Annotated in this window: 10 protein-coding genes and 3 pseudogenes; 7 read left to right on the top strand and 6 right to left on the bottom strand. The window is 52.0% G+C overall.

Features of this window, described 5'->3' with window-relative positions; translation table 11 throughout:
* Nucleotides 1–98: 98 nt before the first annotated feature.
* The 6 genes and pseudogenes from FA92_RS22125 to ssuD all read right to left on the bottom strand — a co-directional run bounded on the left by FA92_RS22125 (nt 99) and on the right by ssuD (nt 6,774).
* Nucleotides 99–974: pseudogene (locus tag FA92_RS22125) on the bottom strand (MetQ/NlpA family ABC transporter substrate-binding protein).
* A complete protein-coding gene (locus FA92_RS22120; protein WP_033785276.1) occupies nt 971–1,675 on the bottom strand; it encodes a methionine ABC transporter permease in 705 nt (234 codons plus the stop codon). The pseudogene FA92_RS22125 and the gene FA92_RS22120 overlap by 4 nt, the downstream one beginning before the upstream one ends.
* Nucleotides 1,672–2,688 (bottom strand): methionine ABC transporter ATP-binding protein, encoded by a 1,017-nt coding sequence (locus tag FA92_RS22115; RefSeq protein ID WP_033785275.1) that lies wholly within the window; start codon nt 2,686–2,688, stop codon nt 1,672–1,674. Before FA92_RS22115 ends, FA92_RS22120 begins: the two co-directional genes overlap by 4 nt.
* Nucleotides 2,685–4,094, bottom strand: coding sequence for an LLM class flavin-dependent oxidoreductase (locus tag FA92_RS22110; RefSeq protein WP_033785274.1), 1,410 nt, complete (start codon nt 4,092–4,094; stop codon nt 2,685–2,687). Before FA92_RS22110 ends, FA92_RS22115 begins: the two co-directional genes overlap by 4 nt.
* Before the next feature lie 68 nt (nt 4,095–4,162).
* Nucleotides 4,163–5,575, bottom strand: a complete 1,413-nt coding sequence (locus FA92_RS22105; protein WP_033785273.1) for an FAD-dependent oxidoreductase — start codon at nt 5,573–5,575, stop codon at nt 4,163–4,165.
* Nucleotides 5,576–5,601: 26 nt separating this feature from the next.
* Nucleotides 5,602–6,774, bottom strand: coding sequence for an FMNH2-dependent alkanesulfonate monooxygenase (gene ssuD, locus FA92_RS22100; protein WP_033785272.1), 1,173 nt, complete (start codon nt 6,772–6,774; stop codon nt 5,602–5,604).
* Between the two features lie 274 nt (nt 6,775–7,048).
* On the opposite strand from ssuD, the gene FA92_RS22095 reads away from it, so the two are divergent.
* From FA92_RS22095 to FA92_RS22070, 7 genes and pseudogenes are all read left to right on the top strand, one after another.
* The gene (locus FA92_RS22095) at nt 7,049–8,938 is read left to right on the top strand and encodes a sigma-54-dependent Fis family transcriptional regulator (RefSeq protein ID WP_033785270.1); all 1,890 of its coding nucleotides are present in this window, start codon (nt 7,049–7,051) and stop codon (nt 8,936–8,938) included.
* A gap of 95 nt (nt 8,939–9,033) precedes the next feature.
* Nucleotides 9,034–9,981: a sulfonate ABC transporter substrate-binding protein gene (locus FA92_RS22090; protein ID WP_033785269.1), complete on the top strand. Its 948-nt coding sequence runs from the start codon at nt 9,034–9,036 to the stop codon at nt 9,979–9,981.
* A 359-nt stretch (nt 9,982–10,340) separates the two neighbouring features.
* Nucleotides 10,341–11,474 (top strand): glutathione-independent formaldehyde dehydrogenase, encoded by a 1,134-nt coding sequence (locus FA92_RS22085; protein WP_033785312.1) that lies wholly within the window; start codon nt 10,341–10,343, stop codon nt 11,472–11,474.
* Nucleotides 11,475–11,737: 263 nt separating this feature from the next.
* Nucleotides 11,738–11,988, top strand: a pseudogene (locus FA92_RS22080) (type II toxin-antitoxin system Phd/YefM family antitoxin).
* Nucleotides 11,985–12,264: pseudogene (locus FA92_RS23530) on the top strand (type II toxin-antitoxin system RelE/ParE family toxin); the annotation flags it as partial. The pseudogenes FA92_RS22080 and FA92_RS23530, both read left to right, overlap by 4 nt.
* Before the next feature lie 598 nt (nt 12,265–12,862).
* Nucleotides 12,863–15,382, top strand: coding sequence for a hypothetical protein (locus FA92_RS22075; RefSeq protein WP_156105747.1), 2,520 nt, complete (start codon nt 12,863–12,865; stop codon nt 15,380–15,382).
* A gap of 277 nt (nt 15,383–15,659) precedes the next feature.
* Nucleotides 15,660–16,355 (top strand): haloacid dehalogenase type II, encoded by a 696-nt coding sequence (locus tag FA92_RS22070; RefSeq protein WP_033785267.1) that lies wholly within the window; start codon nt 15,660–15,662, stop codon nt 16,353–16,355.
* Nucleotide 16,356: the final 1 nt, after the last annotated feature.

Below are 16,356 nucleotides of genomic sequence, written 5' to 3'. Positions count from 1 at the left end.
TTCTATATAATTCAATAAGTTAATCTCATTTTTCAGACATGAAAAAGACCGGATGAATGCAGTGATTCATCCGGTTTGGGCCCACCTGGGCCTGTTTATTATTCTGCGGAAACCGGCACCAGCACGCCTTTCACCAGCGGATCCTGCGTTTCTTTCAGCCACTGCTGTAGCCGGGGGTCGGCGAAGGCTTTTTTTAGCCGGACAATATTGTCATCTGCCAGCTAGGGCGTGCCTATAACCAGTTGAGAGGCAAAGGTGCGCGGGGCTGGCGGGAATAAAATCCCTTTTTCGCGCGGTACTTTTCCGGCATCAAACTGTGAAACATAACCGATGGCTGCATCAACCGAATTCAGCGCGCGCGGCATGGTCAACAGATCCAGCTCTTTGAAGTTGAAACCATGAGGATTCTCTTTGATGTCTTTGAGTTTTGCGGTACGCGGTTCAATCGCCGGATCGAGACCAATCAGGCCGATACGCTGCAGCAGCCATAAGGCCTGCCCTTGGTTAGCACCATCATTAGGCACCACAATTTCCGCACCCTGTGGCAGTTCACTGATGGCACGGTAGCGATCTGAGTAGATGCCAAACGCCCACTGGAACAGCGGCAGGGTGGCTGTCAGCGGAAATTTGTTCGCCTCCACCACCTGTTTCAGCCACCACTGATGCTGATAGACGGTGGCGGCATACTTACCCTCCGCCACCGCGCGGTCGGCCTGCACCGGATCCTGCAATCCTTCGGCCTCCAGTTTAATGCCGTAGTCGGGCGCTATATGTTGCGCCACAAACTGAATCAGCCGCTCTTCACCGGCCATCGCCGGTTCAAAATGGACTTTCAGCGTGGTGCCAAAAGTGACGGTGCGGGCCTTGTGCGCAACCTGATACCAGACCGCAGCGGCAATCAACACCACTACCACCCCAGCCACTACCCACGGCCATTTTTTCTTCTGTCTAATTTCAAAGTCGTGATGCGTCATGTTGAATGTTTTCCCTGATAAGGTTGCAGCGCCGAAGTCAAACGGTCGCCTAAAAACTGAACCAGCTGAATAGTGACAATCAGCACAATAATGGTGGCCACCATGATGTGATTATCAAAACGCTGATAGCCGTAAACCACGGCCAGATAGCCAATCCCTCCGGCACCGATCGTTCCGGCGATAGCGGAATACTCAATCATCGAAATAAGATTCAGCACAATGGCTGCCACAATTGCGGGCAGGGCTTCACTGATCTGGGCGCGGGAGATGATTTGCCACGTGGAACCCCCGGAGACCAGGCCCACGGCGGTGACATCAGCAGGCAGTTCACGCAACGCATTGCTGACCAGCCGGGCAAAAAAGGGCGTGCCAGCGATGATCATCGGTACCACGGCTGCGGGGATGCCAATGGTGGTGCCGGTCAGCCAGAAGGTAAAAGGGATAATGGCCGCCATCAGCACCAGAAAAGGGAGTGAACGGCCCATGTTGATGATCCAGCCCAGAATCTGATGCAGCGTTCTGTGCGGAAACAGCCCCTGCCGCGAGGTGTTAAACAGCACCACCCCCAGCAGGCCACCCAGCGTCACCACAAACAGCATCACCACAGCCACCATCAGCCAGGTTTCGCCGTAGGCGGGCAGCATCAGCGCCGGGATTTGGTTCCACGGCGTATCCTGACTCAGTACGTCAGCAGGTTTCATACCACCTCCTGCAGGGCCGCACGTTGTTCCAGAATCTCAGCATGAATGCCATAGTGCTGTAGCAGCTCCGTCACCTGCCGGGGCGTGACGCCAGAATGGGAAAAACGAATGGCCACCCGCATCCGTCCCGCCAGCGCATTGCCAACCTGCTCAACATGGGCCGCCAGCAGATCCACCTGCACGGCAAACTGCTGCGTCAGACGGCTGATCCAGTCGATGGCAATCGGGCGATCGCCGTAGGTGATTTGCAGCAGCAGATCGCCGGCCCCGGCGAGCGGCTGGAGTGGGAACAGCTGCTGACCCAGCGACGAATCGGGCGTGGCCAGCAGCTGACGTAAATGGCCCTGTTGCACCAGCCTGCCGTCTGCAATCTGCGCGACGGCGTCGGCTGCGCGCCGCACCACATCCATTTCGTGGGTAATAAAGATGATTGATAGCCCAAACTGATCGCGCAGGGTTTTCAGTAACGTCAGAATGGCATGGGTGGCATCCGGATCAAGCCCGGACGTGGCCTCGTCAGCCAGCAACACCGAGGGCTTAAGCGCCAGCGCCCGGGCGATACCCACACGCTGGCGCTGGCCGCCCGAGAGCTGAGAAGGATAAAATCCCGCCTTGTCACTCAGACCGACGCTCTCCAGTAGCGTGCCCACATGGCGTTTGATCTCCCCGGGCACCACGCCCAGCCACTCCAGCGGCAGCGCCACATTTTCCCAGGCGGTTTTGCGCTGCAGCAGAGCGGATGACTGGAATACGGTGCCTATCGCCCGACGTTTGTGACGTAAAGTCTCACCCGTGTAATATGACAGATCCTCACCATTGACCCGGATGCTTCCCGATGTTGGTCGCTCCAGCAGACTGATGCACTTTGCCAGCGTCGATTTTCCCGCGCCGCTTGGCCCGACGACCGCCGTAATTGAACCGGCAGGAACGCTGAGCGTAATATCTTTCAGCACCTCAATCTGGCGGTTCTGTGGCCCGGCGTACGTTTTACTCAGCCCCGTAATCTCAATCATGAGGCCTCCATGCTTTCTGTCCACTGCTCCGCGCCGGAGATACGGCGATAACCGGCCCCCGGATGCGGCAATGCCAGCCGCGGTCCCTGTCCGAACAACTTTTCACGCAGCGTGCCGGGTTGATAGTCCTGCTTGTAAACGCCGCGCTTTTGCAGTTCCGGCACCAGCAGTTCCACCACGTCGGTAAAGGTTTCATGCGTCACGGCGTAGGCGAGGTTAAACCCGTCAACGTCGGTCTCTTCAACCCAGCTCTGCAGTTCATCCGCTACGGTTTCCGCGCTACCCACCAGCAGCGGACCAAATCCGCCAATGCCCACCCAGTCAGCCAGCCCCTGCACCGTCCACTGACGATTGGAATCGGCGGTGGAGAAGGTCTCAACCGCCGACTGAATGGCGTTGGTATGCAGATGCTTCAGTACCTGATCCGGCTGATATTGCCCGAAGTCGATACCGGTCCAGCCCGAAATCAGCGCCAGCGCGCCTTCGTAACTGACATAGCTTTTGTATTCCTGCCATTTCGCCTGCGCCGCCAGGTCGGTTTCTCCCACAATCACCGTCTGCAGATTGAAAATCAGGATGGATCGCGGGTCACGTCCCGCCTCAGCGGCCCTGCGCCGAATATCTGCCACAGTTTTCTTCAGCAGTACTTTCGACGGTGCCGCGACAAATACGCATTCAGCATGTTCCGCCGCAAACGCCTTGCCGCGGCTGGAGGCACCGGCCTGATAAAGCACCGGTGTGCGCTGCGGTGACGGCTCGCAAAGATGAATGCCCGGCACCTGGAAAAACGTTCCCTGATGGTTAATCGGATGGATTTTATTGGGGTCGCTGAAAATATGACGTTCACGATCGCGCAGGACAGCGTCGTCTTCCCAGCTTCCTTCAAGCAGCTTATAGATAACCTGCAGATACTCATCGGCGTAGTCGTAGCGCGCATCGTGGTCGGTCTGAGCCTGATGCCCGATATTACGCGCACCACTTTCCAGGTAGGAGGTGACAATATTCCAGCCAATACGGCCTTTGGTCAGATGATCCAGGGTCGAGATCCGCCGCGCAAACGGGTAGGGGTGTTCAAACGACAGCGAGGCGGTCAGGCCAAAGCCCAGGTGTTCCGTCATCATGGCCATCGGCGTGATTAACGCCAGCGGATCGTTTACCGGTACCTGTGTAGCCTGACGGATGGCGGCATGGTTATTACCGTTGAGCACGTCATAGACACCCAGCACGTCAGCAATAAACAGCCCATCAAACTTACCGCGCTCCAGCAGGCGCGCTAAATCGGTCCAGTACGCCAGATCTTTGTACTGCCATGAGCGGTCGCGGGGATGCGCCCACAAGCCGGGTGACTGATGACCGACACAGTTCATATCGAAAGCATTCAGGCGAATTTCACGTTGCGATGACATAGCGACTCCTGAGCGGATGCGGCAATCGCTTGCCGCCCACTTTTTAATGTGTGTTTTGGAAGGAAGATTCAGTAGGTGAGTGAGCCGGGACATCGCTCGCTGACAGGCAGCGACAGGGCATTCAACAGTTGCCGTGCAACAGACTCAGCATGTTCCGCCACCTGCGGTAATCCCATCAGCTCGCCAAAGCGACCCCGTGCGGCAGGCCCGGCGACATACAGTCCGGGATTCGCTTCACCGTTCACATTCAGCGTCTGAGACAGCGCATTAACCTGTATCCCCAGCGCCAGCGGGTCAGGCTGGATAACGCCATCGCCATGGAGCTGACGCAGCAGCGCATTGCTGTTAAGCAGCGCGTTGTGTGCAGGGCCGGTGGTGACAATGACTTTATCCACCTCCAGCCTGTGCGATTGCGCGCCACGCAGGCGCAGCGTCAGCCGGAGCGTTTCGCCATCCGATTCGGCAGCGATAAGGCGCGCCGCCAGCAGAGTCAGCTGACCGCTGGCCTGCTGCTGGCTGAGAACCTGGCTCACCTGCGGCGCAATCCGGTAGCGGTGAACATCCCACCAGGGGCGCAGATGATGCAGAAAGCGCTGCTGCTCATGCAGCGACAGACTCTGCCAGATGCGCTGACCGTTACGGCGGATATCATCCAGCACCAGCTGCCAGGGCAGATTCAGCGCCGCCGCCTGTTTAACCTCCTGTCGCACCCGATGTAGCCAGCCGCGCGCGGTGGCGGATTGCGGCTGACTGTAATCCAGAGCGTAGGTCTCATTGTTGCCACTCAGGTTGGCACGCGGCAGCTGGCCACGACGTGAGAAGACGGTAATCTTTCCACGGTGCTGCTGACAATGCAGCGACGCCACCACATCGGACATGGTCAGCCCTGAACCGATAATCGCCACCCGATCGTCAGGGGCGACCTGCGCCAGCGCGTCGCGCTGCCAGGCATTGGCAATCAAACCCGGATGGCCCTGTAGCGGCCTCAGCAGAGCAGGCAGATCCGGCGGGGGATGACTGATCGCCAGCACTACCTGATCGGCATGAATCTGCTGCCCGGAGGCCGTGGTCACCACGCCATTCTTAAAGGCAACCGCACTGTCACGCAGATGACTCAGTTTCACCGGTGAGTGCTGCTGCTGATGAACAAACTGCGCATTGACCCAGCGTCCGAACTCACCGCGTTGCGGGTAGACGTTGCCGTCATGCCACAGCGCTTCCGGATCGGCCCTGAAGTCGGCAGAGGCGCGATAGTCGCGATCGAAAACACCCTCTTCATCACCGGCGAGCTGCATTCTGCCGGCCGGCACATTAATGCGGTGGGCCGGATCGGTGGTGCCGTATGCTACGCCCTGCGCCAGCTGTGCGCGAGGTTCAATCACCGTCACCTGCAACCCCGCCTGGCCAGCGCGGGCCAGATGGATCGCCAGCGCGGTGCCGGTGAACCCGCCGCCGATAATGACAATCTGCTGTTGTGACATAAACGAGCCTTTTTTCTGTTAACTGACTAGCTGGCGCTGGCCTGTTTAGCCGGGCGACGGTCGCCACCGATAGTTTCACCAAACGGACCGGTGTTGACGCTGCGCTGTTTCTTTTCGGCGTTGGCGGCCAGCGGCAACAACGGCATTACCAGCTCCGCAAAGCGGTGTGCCTCTTCAAGATGCGGATAGCCGGAGAAGATAAAGTTCTCAATGCCCAGTGCCTGATACTCCCGGATGCGATCGGCAACCTGCTGCGGATTGCCGACCAGCGCAGTCCCTGCACCGCCGCGCACCAGGCCAACGCCCGCCCAGAGATTGGGACCGATGCGCAGGCTCTCACGCGACCCCTGATGCAGGGCACTCATCCGCGCCTGACCGGCGGAGTCCATGCGGGCAAAGATTTTCTGCGCGGCGGCGATAGTCTCTTCATCCAGATGAGAAATCAGCCGATCGGCCGCCGCCCAGGCTTCCTCTTCCGTTTCACGTACAATGACATGTAAGCGGATGCCATAAGAGAGCGTGCGGCCATTCTCCTGTGCTCGCTGACGAACCACCGCCAGCTTCTCCGCGACCTGTTCAACCGGCTCGCCCCACGTCAGATAGGTGTCGATCTGATTCGCCGCAACGTCGATAGCAGCCTCAGATGAGCCACCGAAATAGAGTGGCGGACCGTCTTCCTGAACCGGCGGGAAGAGGATCTCGGCACCTTCCACGCGAATATGTTCGCCTTCAAAGTCTACCTTCTCGCCTTTCAGCAGGCGGGAGTAAACCTCAAGAAATTCTTTGGTCACCTGATAGCGCTCTTCATGACTCAGGAAGATGCCGTCACCTTTGTTCTCTACCGGATCACCACCCGTGACCACGTTGATCAGCAACCGGCCGCCGGAGAGACGGTCCAGCGTCGCCGCCATCCGCGCCGCCAGGCTGGGCGGTTGCAGGCCGGGACGCACGGCCACTAAATAGCGCAGCTTTTTGGTGATCGGTGCCAGTGCCGAGGCGACCAGCCATGAATCCTCGCAGCTTTTACCGGTCGGGATTAACACACCGTAGTAGCCCAGATTATCTGCCGCCAGCGCAACCTGCTGTAAATAGGGTAAATCGACTGCTCTGCCGCCTTCGGTGGTACCCAGATAGCGCCCGTCGCCGTGGGTAGGCAGAAACCAGAAGAGGTTGAGGTTTTCCTGTGTCGCATGACTCATTAGCAGATTCCTTTATAACGATATTAAACATTATCACATAGGGTTAATCCCTTTGGTTATATAGCCTCTAGCAGGATGCGTGCCACTGCGATGAAATATTTTTATTACCAAAATTCAATAACTTATCGTTTTGGTGGCAGACGCTAATCTGCTGCATTCGCAACAGGCATAGTTGCATCCTGCTGCATTGGCAACAATCTGACTCGTTCCGCCTCTCGTTTCGGCGTCAGCGGCGCGGTATGGTCATGGTTTTCCCGTTCATCCGGTAAATGAGATGCTGATATCCAGCCCTGAGTTAATTGACCCCGCATCGCGCGCCTTTAAAAGCGTGCTGGATCAGCTCGCGCCCACCGATGCGACGGTACTGATCATCGGTGAAACCGGCACCGGCAAAGAGGTGATGGCGCGCTATCTGCATCACCACAGCGTCCGCAGCCGGCAGCCTTTTCTGGCGGTTAACTGCGGCGCACTTACCGAGAGCCTGGCGGAGTCGGAGCTGTTTGGTCATGAGAAGGGTGCCTTTACCGGCGCACAGGACAGGCATCGTGGCTGGTTTGAGGCGGCTGAGGGCGGCACGCTGCTGCTGGATGAGATTGGTGAGCTAAGCCCGTCGCTGCAGGTGAAGCTGCTACGCGTGCTGCAGGAGCGTGAAATTACCCGCGTGGGATCGTCCAGACCGGTAAAAGTGAATGTGCGGGTCATTGCCGCGACCAACCGGGATCTGGCGGTGGCTATCCGTGAACGGCGATTCCGCGAAGACCTCTACTACCGGCTGAATGTGGCCAGCGTCACACTGCCGCCGCTGCGCCAGCGCTGCGAAGATATTCCGGTGCTGGCCAGTCACTTCCTGCAGATCTATGCGCGCCGTCTTGGTCGTCCTCAGCTGCGCCTCAGTGATGAAGCCATGACAGTGCTGATGAACTACAGCTGGCCGGGCAACATCCGTGAACTGGAGAACACGCTGCACAACGCCGTGCTGCTCAGCAAAACCTCACTGGTCACGCCGCAGCAGCTGCGGCTAAGCCCTCTTGCGGGGAGCGACCTGCCGCAGGGAGAGGAGGCGCTGGATCAGTTTTTACGCCAGCAGATGCAGCAGAGTGATACACCGCTCTATCCCCGGGTAATTGCTGCGCTGGTGAAAAATGCGCTGGAACTCACCCAGGGTAATCAGTTACAGGCGGCCGCGCTGCTGGGTATCAGCCGACATACATTGCGCACACAGCTGGGACATCTGGGGGTGATTAAACCGCGCCGCGGTTCAGTGCGTCAGCGCGACATATCGACTGGTCAGCAGCCTGAGCGGGAGCGGGAACTGCGTATTGGTTATCAGAAATTTGGCAACCTTGGCATTCTGAAAGCCCGCCAGTCGCTGGAGCAGCAGCTGGCCGGGCAGGGTGTCAGCGTCATGTGGAGTGAATTTCCTGCGGGTCCGCAGCTTCTGCATGCACTGAGCAATAAGGAGATCGATTTCGGGACCACCGGTGAAGTTCCCCCCTTGTTTGCGCAGGCCAGCAACAGTCCCATGGTCTATGTTGCCTGGGAACCTGCCGCCCCGCAAAGCGTGGCGCTGCTGGTGCCTAACAGCAGCCCGGTTAAGCAGATTGGCGATCTCAGAGGCAAACGTATTGCCGTGAATCGCGGCTCCAACGTTCACTATCTGTTGCTGCAGATTCTGGATGAGGCGGGTTTAGCGCCGGATGATGTGCGTATTGTCTATGCCCCGCCTAAATATCCGCTGACGCCCAGCGATCTCAACGCGGTGGATGCCTGGATGATGTGGGATCCGTTACTCAGCGATGCGGAGAACAGCGGAGAGTTCAGGGTGATTGCGGATGGCACAGGCCGGGTCAATAACCATCAGTTTTACCTGGCTGAGCGCGGATTTTCGACGCACTCTGGCGATCTGTTACAGGTTCTGCTTAGCGCACTGGAGCAGACCGGCCGCTACATTGATGCGCATCGTGCTGAAGCTGCCGGGCTGCTCTCAACGGAACTCGGCATCTCTGCAACCTCACTGATGCACGCCTTAGCCCGGCGCAGCCATCAGACCCAAAGAATGAACCTGGCCATCATCCGGGAACAGCAGACTATCGCCGACCGCTTCTATGCGCTGGGGTTATTCAGTCGCGCCATTCGCGTACGCGAGTCGGTCTGGCATCCATAGCGTTTTTTTAGCTAAGCATCGAACATTTCATCGCTAAGCGCTTCAATCCGCGTTTGTTATGTTGCGCAGACAACAACCAGACTCAGGAATGAGAAATGAAAAAAGTTTTACTCAGCGCTTTGATTATTGCCGCCCAGGCGGGTTTCGCGTTCAGCACCCAGGCAGCAGAGAAACCCGAGACAGTGAACATCGGTTTTCAGAAAGCCAATATCTTTGCGCTGCTGAAGTATCGCGGCACGCTGGATCAGGAATTTAAAAAGCAGGGTATTGCGGTGCACTGGATTGAGTTCCCGGCCGGACCGCAGATGCTGGAGGGCTTAAACATCGGCAGTATCGATCTGGCCGCTACCGGCGACGCGCCACCGACGTTCGCGCAGGCCGCGCAGGCCGATCTGGTTTATCTGGGACACTCGCCAGCTAACCCTAAAACCGAAGCGATTGTGGTGCCCGCTGACTCACCGATCAAAAGCGTGGCGGATCTCAAAGGCAAGCGTGTGGCGCTGAACAAAGGCTCTGACGTTAACTATCTGCTGGTCACCGCGCTGGAGCAGGCAGGGCTGACCTATAAAGATATTACGCCGGTCTATCTGCCACCTGCGGATGCGCGCGCCGCTTTCCAGCGCGGCGCGGTGGATGCCTGGGTCATCTGGGATCCCTACTACGCCGAAGTGGAAACCAACGCCCACGCGCGGCTGATTAAAAATGCCGAAGGGCTGGTGCCGCACTACACCTTCTATCTTGCCAGCCGTAAGTTCGCGGAGCGCTATCCACACATCGCTTCTGAGGTGGTGGATGAGCTGGGTTCACTGAGTCAGTGGGCTAATCAAAATCAGGAAGAAGCCGCAAAAATCATGTCCACCTCAACCGGTCTGCCGCAGCCGATCTGGCAGCGTGCGCTGGCAAGGATGCCGTTTGGCGCAGAGCGGATGACGCCAGAAGTCTTCACCCAGCAGCAGGCGCTGGCAGATACCTTTACCCGGATTGGTCTGTTGCCGGTGAAAGTCGATATCCGCAGCGCGACGTGGTCACAGGATAAGAAGTAGGCAAACATCAGGCGGATGTTTATCAGGATAAATGCCGCCTGACATCTGATGATAATCAGGCCCGGTAAATAGCAACAGGCGGCCTCGCTAATCCTGTTCCAGCATTAGCCCGGAACTTTACAGCAGGATGAGGATAAGCAGAACGGCAGAGGGAGATGAACGGTTTTTTAGCGAAGCGGTTTTACATTTCAGAGAGTTACATGATATTTCTTTTTCCAGACTGCGCCATAAGCTGTTCTACACTTACATCTTCAGTCGCGCCATTTGACTGAAAAAGCAGCATCACGAAGAAGGTGGCGACGGCAATGCATCACGCAGTCGCCACCCTCAAAACTGATCATGCCTGTGAGGTAAACACTATGAAAGCAGTTGTCTATAACGGACCGTTTGACGTTTCAGTCAAAGATGTCCCGGATCCGAAAATCGTTCGTCCCACCGATGTGATTGTCCGTATTACCACCACCAATATCTGCGGTTCTGACTTACATATGTACGAAGGGCGAACCAGCTTCGAGCAGGGTCGCATCTTCGGCCATGAGAATCTGGGCCAGGTTGTTGAAATTGGTAGCGGTGTAGATCGGATTAAAGTCGGTGATTATGTCTGCCTGCCCTTTAATGTCGGCTGCGGCTTCTGTGAAAACTGCGAGAAAGGGTTAACCGGTTACTGTCTCACGGCAAATCCGGGTACGGCCGGTGCCGCCTATGGCTTTGCGGAGATGGGCGAATGGGAGGGTGGACAGGCGGAGTTACTTCGTGTTCCTTTTGCTGACTTTAACTGCCTGGTACTGCCGCCGGATGCGGCAGAAAAGGAGGAAGACTACGTTATGCTGTCCGACATCTTCCCCACCGGCTGGCATGCCACTGAGCTGGCAGGCTTGCGCCCTGGCGAGAGTGTTGCCATTTACGGCGCTGGCCCGGTCGGCTTAATGGCGGCACATTCGGCCATGATTAAAGGCGCATCACAGGTCTTTGTGGTCGATACCCATCCTGACAGACTGGCGTTAGCCGAACAGCTTGGTGCAGTGGCGATCAATGGCGTGGGCGATGACGCGGTCAATAAAATCCTCGAACTCACCGAGGGGCGCGGCACGGATTGCGGTTGCGAATGCGTGGGTTATCAGTGCTGCAATAAACATGGCCACGAAGATAACTCCGCCACGCTGAACAGCCTTGTTGCATCAACTAAAGCCACGGGCGGTATTGGTACGGTAGGCGTTTTTGTTCCTCAGGATCCCGGCGGGGCAACCGAACTGGCTAAAGAGGGCAAAGTGCCGTTCGATTTTGGTACGTTCTGGTTTAAAGGTCAGTCAATGAAGACCGGCCAGTGTAACGTGAAAGCCTACAACCGCCAGCTCGCAAGGCTTATCCATCAGGGCAGAGCTAATCCGGCGCAGATCATTTCGCATCGTCTTGCACTGGCAGACGCTCCCGAAGGCTATAAGCATTTTGACGACCGGGATAATGGCTGGACAAAGGTTATCCTGAAACCCTGAGTCGTGAGGCATTGCGTATAAGCCACATTCAGGCGGAGATGAGAAGGAGAACTAAAAGCCTGTCTGTGGTTTGATGCTTTATATCGCGTGTCATGACCTTGCCGAAGCTACCGGGTGTCGCGCACGTCATACTCAGCAGCTTTTTCTTAACTGAATTGGCGCTTTCCATTCCGGATAAACCGGCTTCTGTCAGTACACCATGACTGGTTAACAGGTCTTTATCCTGAGGCTATAAAGACCTGTTAATCAGTCCTGGAGGCCCTATGCCACACATCATTTTAGCGATACCAGTGCCAGCATCAGCGAACTGAAAAAAAAACCGATGGCCACTGTCAATGCCGGGGACGGTTATCCCGTTGCGATTCTCAACCGCAACCAGGCTGTATTCTAATGCATGCCGGCTGAGTTGTATGAACAGATGCTTGATGCCCTTGACGATCACGAACTAGCTAAGCTGGTCCACGCACGCAGCAAACAGCCTCTGCTCGATGTCGATCTGGATGCGCTTTTGTGAGTTATAACGTCAAATTCAGAGAAGAGGCTTTTAAGAGTGGCAGAAGCTGGACAAAGCTATCCAGCATTCGTTTGTTAAAAAGCTTAAGAAATGTACTGACAATCTCCATATACCGCTGGCAAAACTACATAGTATTTAAGACTGCTATAAATCTAACTCAGCGCGTCCTGGTTTCGCCTTGTTTATCAGGTGAGTGACGATTATCTGGTGATTGCCGTTGTGGCTGTCGGTAAGCGTGAGCACAGCGATGTCTATCATCTTGCTAGTGGGAGGATGGGGTGGTGGGACATGATAAGCATTTGTGTGCATTCAGACGGCAGTAGGGGTGCATCAGAACTTACCACCACATGGATAATTTATATTAGCATAAGATACCGCTAGATTTAGTTATAGTTATTTTTTACACCGAATGGACTTAAATAGCGATAATTATATAAGGCCATATATTCAGGACTTCGATTTATGGCTCCGAGTATCGAAGGGTTCACTTAAGTTCAATAACCCTAATTATAGAAAGTTATGGTTTTGGTAATGATTCCAAGGTGGCGGGGCGCACACGCGTGAGGAAAGGGCCCCCCTAATGTTTTTCGCGAAGGGTAAGGATTCGGATTATTTTATGTGTACTTAAAGAGATAGCAATTTCACAAATACACAAAATTGGTAACCAGTGAAAGCGTCACCTTAGTAAGGACCTAATCTATCCACTTGAAATATAAGTTCTTTTTCGAAAAAGAGTGATTATTAACGCTTATGTAAGAGTACAGTTTATGATTAAAGTGTTAAGTTCTTGATCATCTTTCTTTATAGGATTATTCTTAATAATTACTAATGTATAGATCTTTTAAAGGCAATGGTTAACTGGGAGCATACCGAATTGAAACCAACTAAACTTGATGACATTCTTGAATCATTAAAAGAAATAAAAAAATATAGTTTTTTAAGAGATAAAAATGAGGCCGAAACCCGACATAAAATTATTGACTTCATATTGCATGATTATCTTGCATGGCCAAGAAATAGGGTTTATGTTGAAGAATATATCGCTCCAGGATTTGCTGATTACGTTTTAAAAAAAACGAATGATGAAGATCTTCTTTTCATAGAAGCAAAAAAAACGGGCGTCTTTTTTGAATTACCGTTAGCACATTCTGATGATGAAACTTCATGCTATATCAGCATATCAAAGTTATTGAGTAATGATAACATACGTTCTGCTATGGACCAGGTTAGAAGGTATTGTTTTGATACTGGATGCGAGTATGCATGCATTACTAATGGAATTGAATGGATATTTTTTAAAACATTTGAAAAAGGTAAAAGATGGGAAAGCCTTAAAGCATTTGTAGTAAGAAATCTTGATTTTTTCTCAAAAGAATACACTAAAGCGATTAACAACTTATCATTCGTAGCAATTACTGAACGCGCCTCACTTCCTTCCTTTTTAAGTAGTGCACTTCCTAAAGATAGAAGTATTTACTTTCCAAAAGAAAAAATATCTTTTTATTCTCATACGATAAATGTTAATAGATTAGCTACAAAATTAAGACCAATTATAAATAGATATTTTGGAGTAATTAAGGATGATGATACGGATTTTATGGAGAGATGTTACGTGTCACAACGTGAATACCAAGGAACGTCCGATGGCATGAGAGTATTAATACAAGACTCTTTATCTCCATATTTTGAAAGTTATGGAGTGCAGCAACTTGATGACACGGGGAAAGGCGGCCGTTTAGGAGGGCGACTGACTAAAAACATTAAAAAAAATCGTAAAGGCGAAGTTTTGGTTTTGTTTGGTGGTAAAGGGGCCGGGAAATCAACGTTTATAAAAAGATTACTTCACCATAATGCTCCACGATGGTTAAAAGATCATGCTGCAATTGCTATTATCGACTTATTAAAAATTCCAGAAGATACATCTCTTATTAGGACGTATATATGGACTGAAATAATTAAAAAACTTGATATAAATGATTTATTGAACTCTGAAAGGGATTCCTTAATAAATGGTTTATTTATTGACAAATTTACAATTGCAAAAAAGCAGGACCTTGCTGGATTAAACGAATCATCTGAAAACTATAATATAAAACTAAACTCGTTTATTACTGAATGGAAAAATGATTCAACATATTGTGCTTCAAGATTAGTAGATCACCTTTCAAAGCTAGAAAGAGGTACTATCATCGTCATTGATAACACTGATCAATACTCTACGGAAATTCAAGATTTTTGTTTCTCCTGCTCGCAAGAAATATCTGAAAAACTTAAATGTATTGTCCTTATTTCAATGCGTGAAGAACGATTCTATGATTCAAAAATACATGGTGTTTTAGATGCATATCAAAATTCCGGCTTTCATATTAGCTCTCCAAGACCATCAGAAGTCTTTAAAAAAAGATTAGATTATACAGTGCAACTATTTGAAGAGAACCTACATTTTACTCAAGATTTAGATGATGATGAATATTTCACTGATGCAGACGAACAGTTTATTCAAGACAGTGCTACGTATCTTAAAATTCTCAGTAGAGAGTTTTCAAATGATCGTTCGCCATTAAATAACTTTCTAACTGCCTGCGCGCATGGTGATATCAGGCTCTCACTTGATTTATTCCGAAGCTTCTCTTTATCTGGGTATACGAATGTAGATGAAATGATTGCCAATAGATCATGGAATTTCATGATTCACCAGGTAATTAAACCTGTCATGACACCTGATCGTTATTTTTATGATGAATCTTTAAGTGACATACCAAACATTTTTCAGTTGCGATCTTCTAGAAATAGTTCTCACTTCACAGGATTGCGTATCCTCCGAAAATTAGCAAAAGGGGAAGACCCTACTTCCCCTTCTTACTTCTCGGTGGCTCAATTACTAGCTTATTTTACTGAAACTTTTAGTATGCAAGATGACTTCATTAAGAATTTAGATGTTCTTCTACGCCATGGTTTTGTTGAGTCAAATAATAGGCTAGACACATTCTCAGAATCTGTTGATAGAATAAAAATCACAAACTATGGAATGTATATGCTCAATGATCTAGCATATTATTTTACCTATCTCGACCTGATTTGTACAGATTGTGGCATCTTCGATGAAGAAACAAGTAATTATCTTACTGAAGCAGCTAGAAAAGAATATCATTATTTCACTAACCGAGACAGAATTAAAAGAGTTGAAGTGCGGTTAGAGAGGGTGGAAAAATTTATACAATATATTCATCAAGAAGAGCTGCGTGAAAGAGAAATATACTCACTGGGCATGCCACAAGAGGAAATGTTTTCTTATAAAGCACTTGATGATTTTGAAAGTGAAAAGCAACGAGTGATGAGAAGTGCTAAGAGACAAAACTTTAAGGCTTTAAGTAAACGGCAACCACATAGATAAAAGCTTTATAATTTACCTTTTTCGTGAATGCTAGCTCAAATGAATCTCATGATAATTGGCATATTTGATTATCATGAGGTTATGCTCATATTAAAATAGTCAGTAGTGTTGTTCATCGAGAATCTATTATTAACAATCTGGCTTAGTAGCCATTATTTAACATAATAAGTATTTTGCGCATAACTTGAAGTTAAATTTCCCGGCTTGAGCAATGCTCCACAATGGCCTACTTTCAATCAGTACATAACGCCTTACCATCAAGCCAACCGGAGTCACGATGGCCGACAAACAAAATCTCGCTCCATACAGCGGCACCCTGTTTTTCGATGTCAATGAAACCCTTCTGGACACCACCGAACTCAATCAGGTTGTTGCTCAGCGCCTCGGTAACCGGCCGGAGCGCGCCGAGGCCTGGTTTACCTCGCTGTTGCATCATTTACTGGTCGAGTCAGTGACGGGCAGCTGGCACAGCTTTGGTGATATTGCCGAAGCGGTACTGAAGATGACCGCTGCACGTTACGGCGTCACTCTGCCAACTGACGCGACGCCGCTGGCTGACATTATTGCCGCCATGCCCGCCCATCCGGACGTTGCCGCAGGACTGGCTGCCCTGAAGCAGCAGGGATTTACGCTGGTTGCGCTGACCAACTCCTCAGCCGCGCTGGCAGAAAAACAGCTCAGTTCAGCCGGGCTGGCACCGCTGTTCACCCGCATCCTTAGCGTGGAACAGGTGCAGGTCTATAAGCCCGATCTCAGAGTCTATCAGTGGGCAATGAAAGAGATGGGCAAGCCCGCCGCAGAGTGCATGATGGTGGCCGCGCATGGCTGGGATGTTGGCGGAGCAAAACAGGCAGGCATGAAAACTGCCTTTGTCAGCCGTCAGGGACAGCTACCTTATCCGCTGGCACCTGCACCTGATTTGATCGTCAGTGATATCCAGGCGCTGGCCGCACAGCTTAAGCCGCTCGGCTGAG

Source organism: Pantoea sp. 9140 (assembly GCF_000745295.1).
Classification (GTDB): Bacteria; Pseudomonadota; Gammaproteobacteria; order Enterobacterales; family Enterobacteriaceae; genus Pantoea; species Pantoea vagans.
The sequence above is the reverse complement of the archived record's forward strand: the minus strand, read 5'-3'. Positions and strand labels throughout refer to the sequence as shown.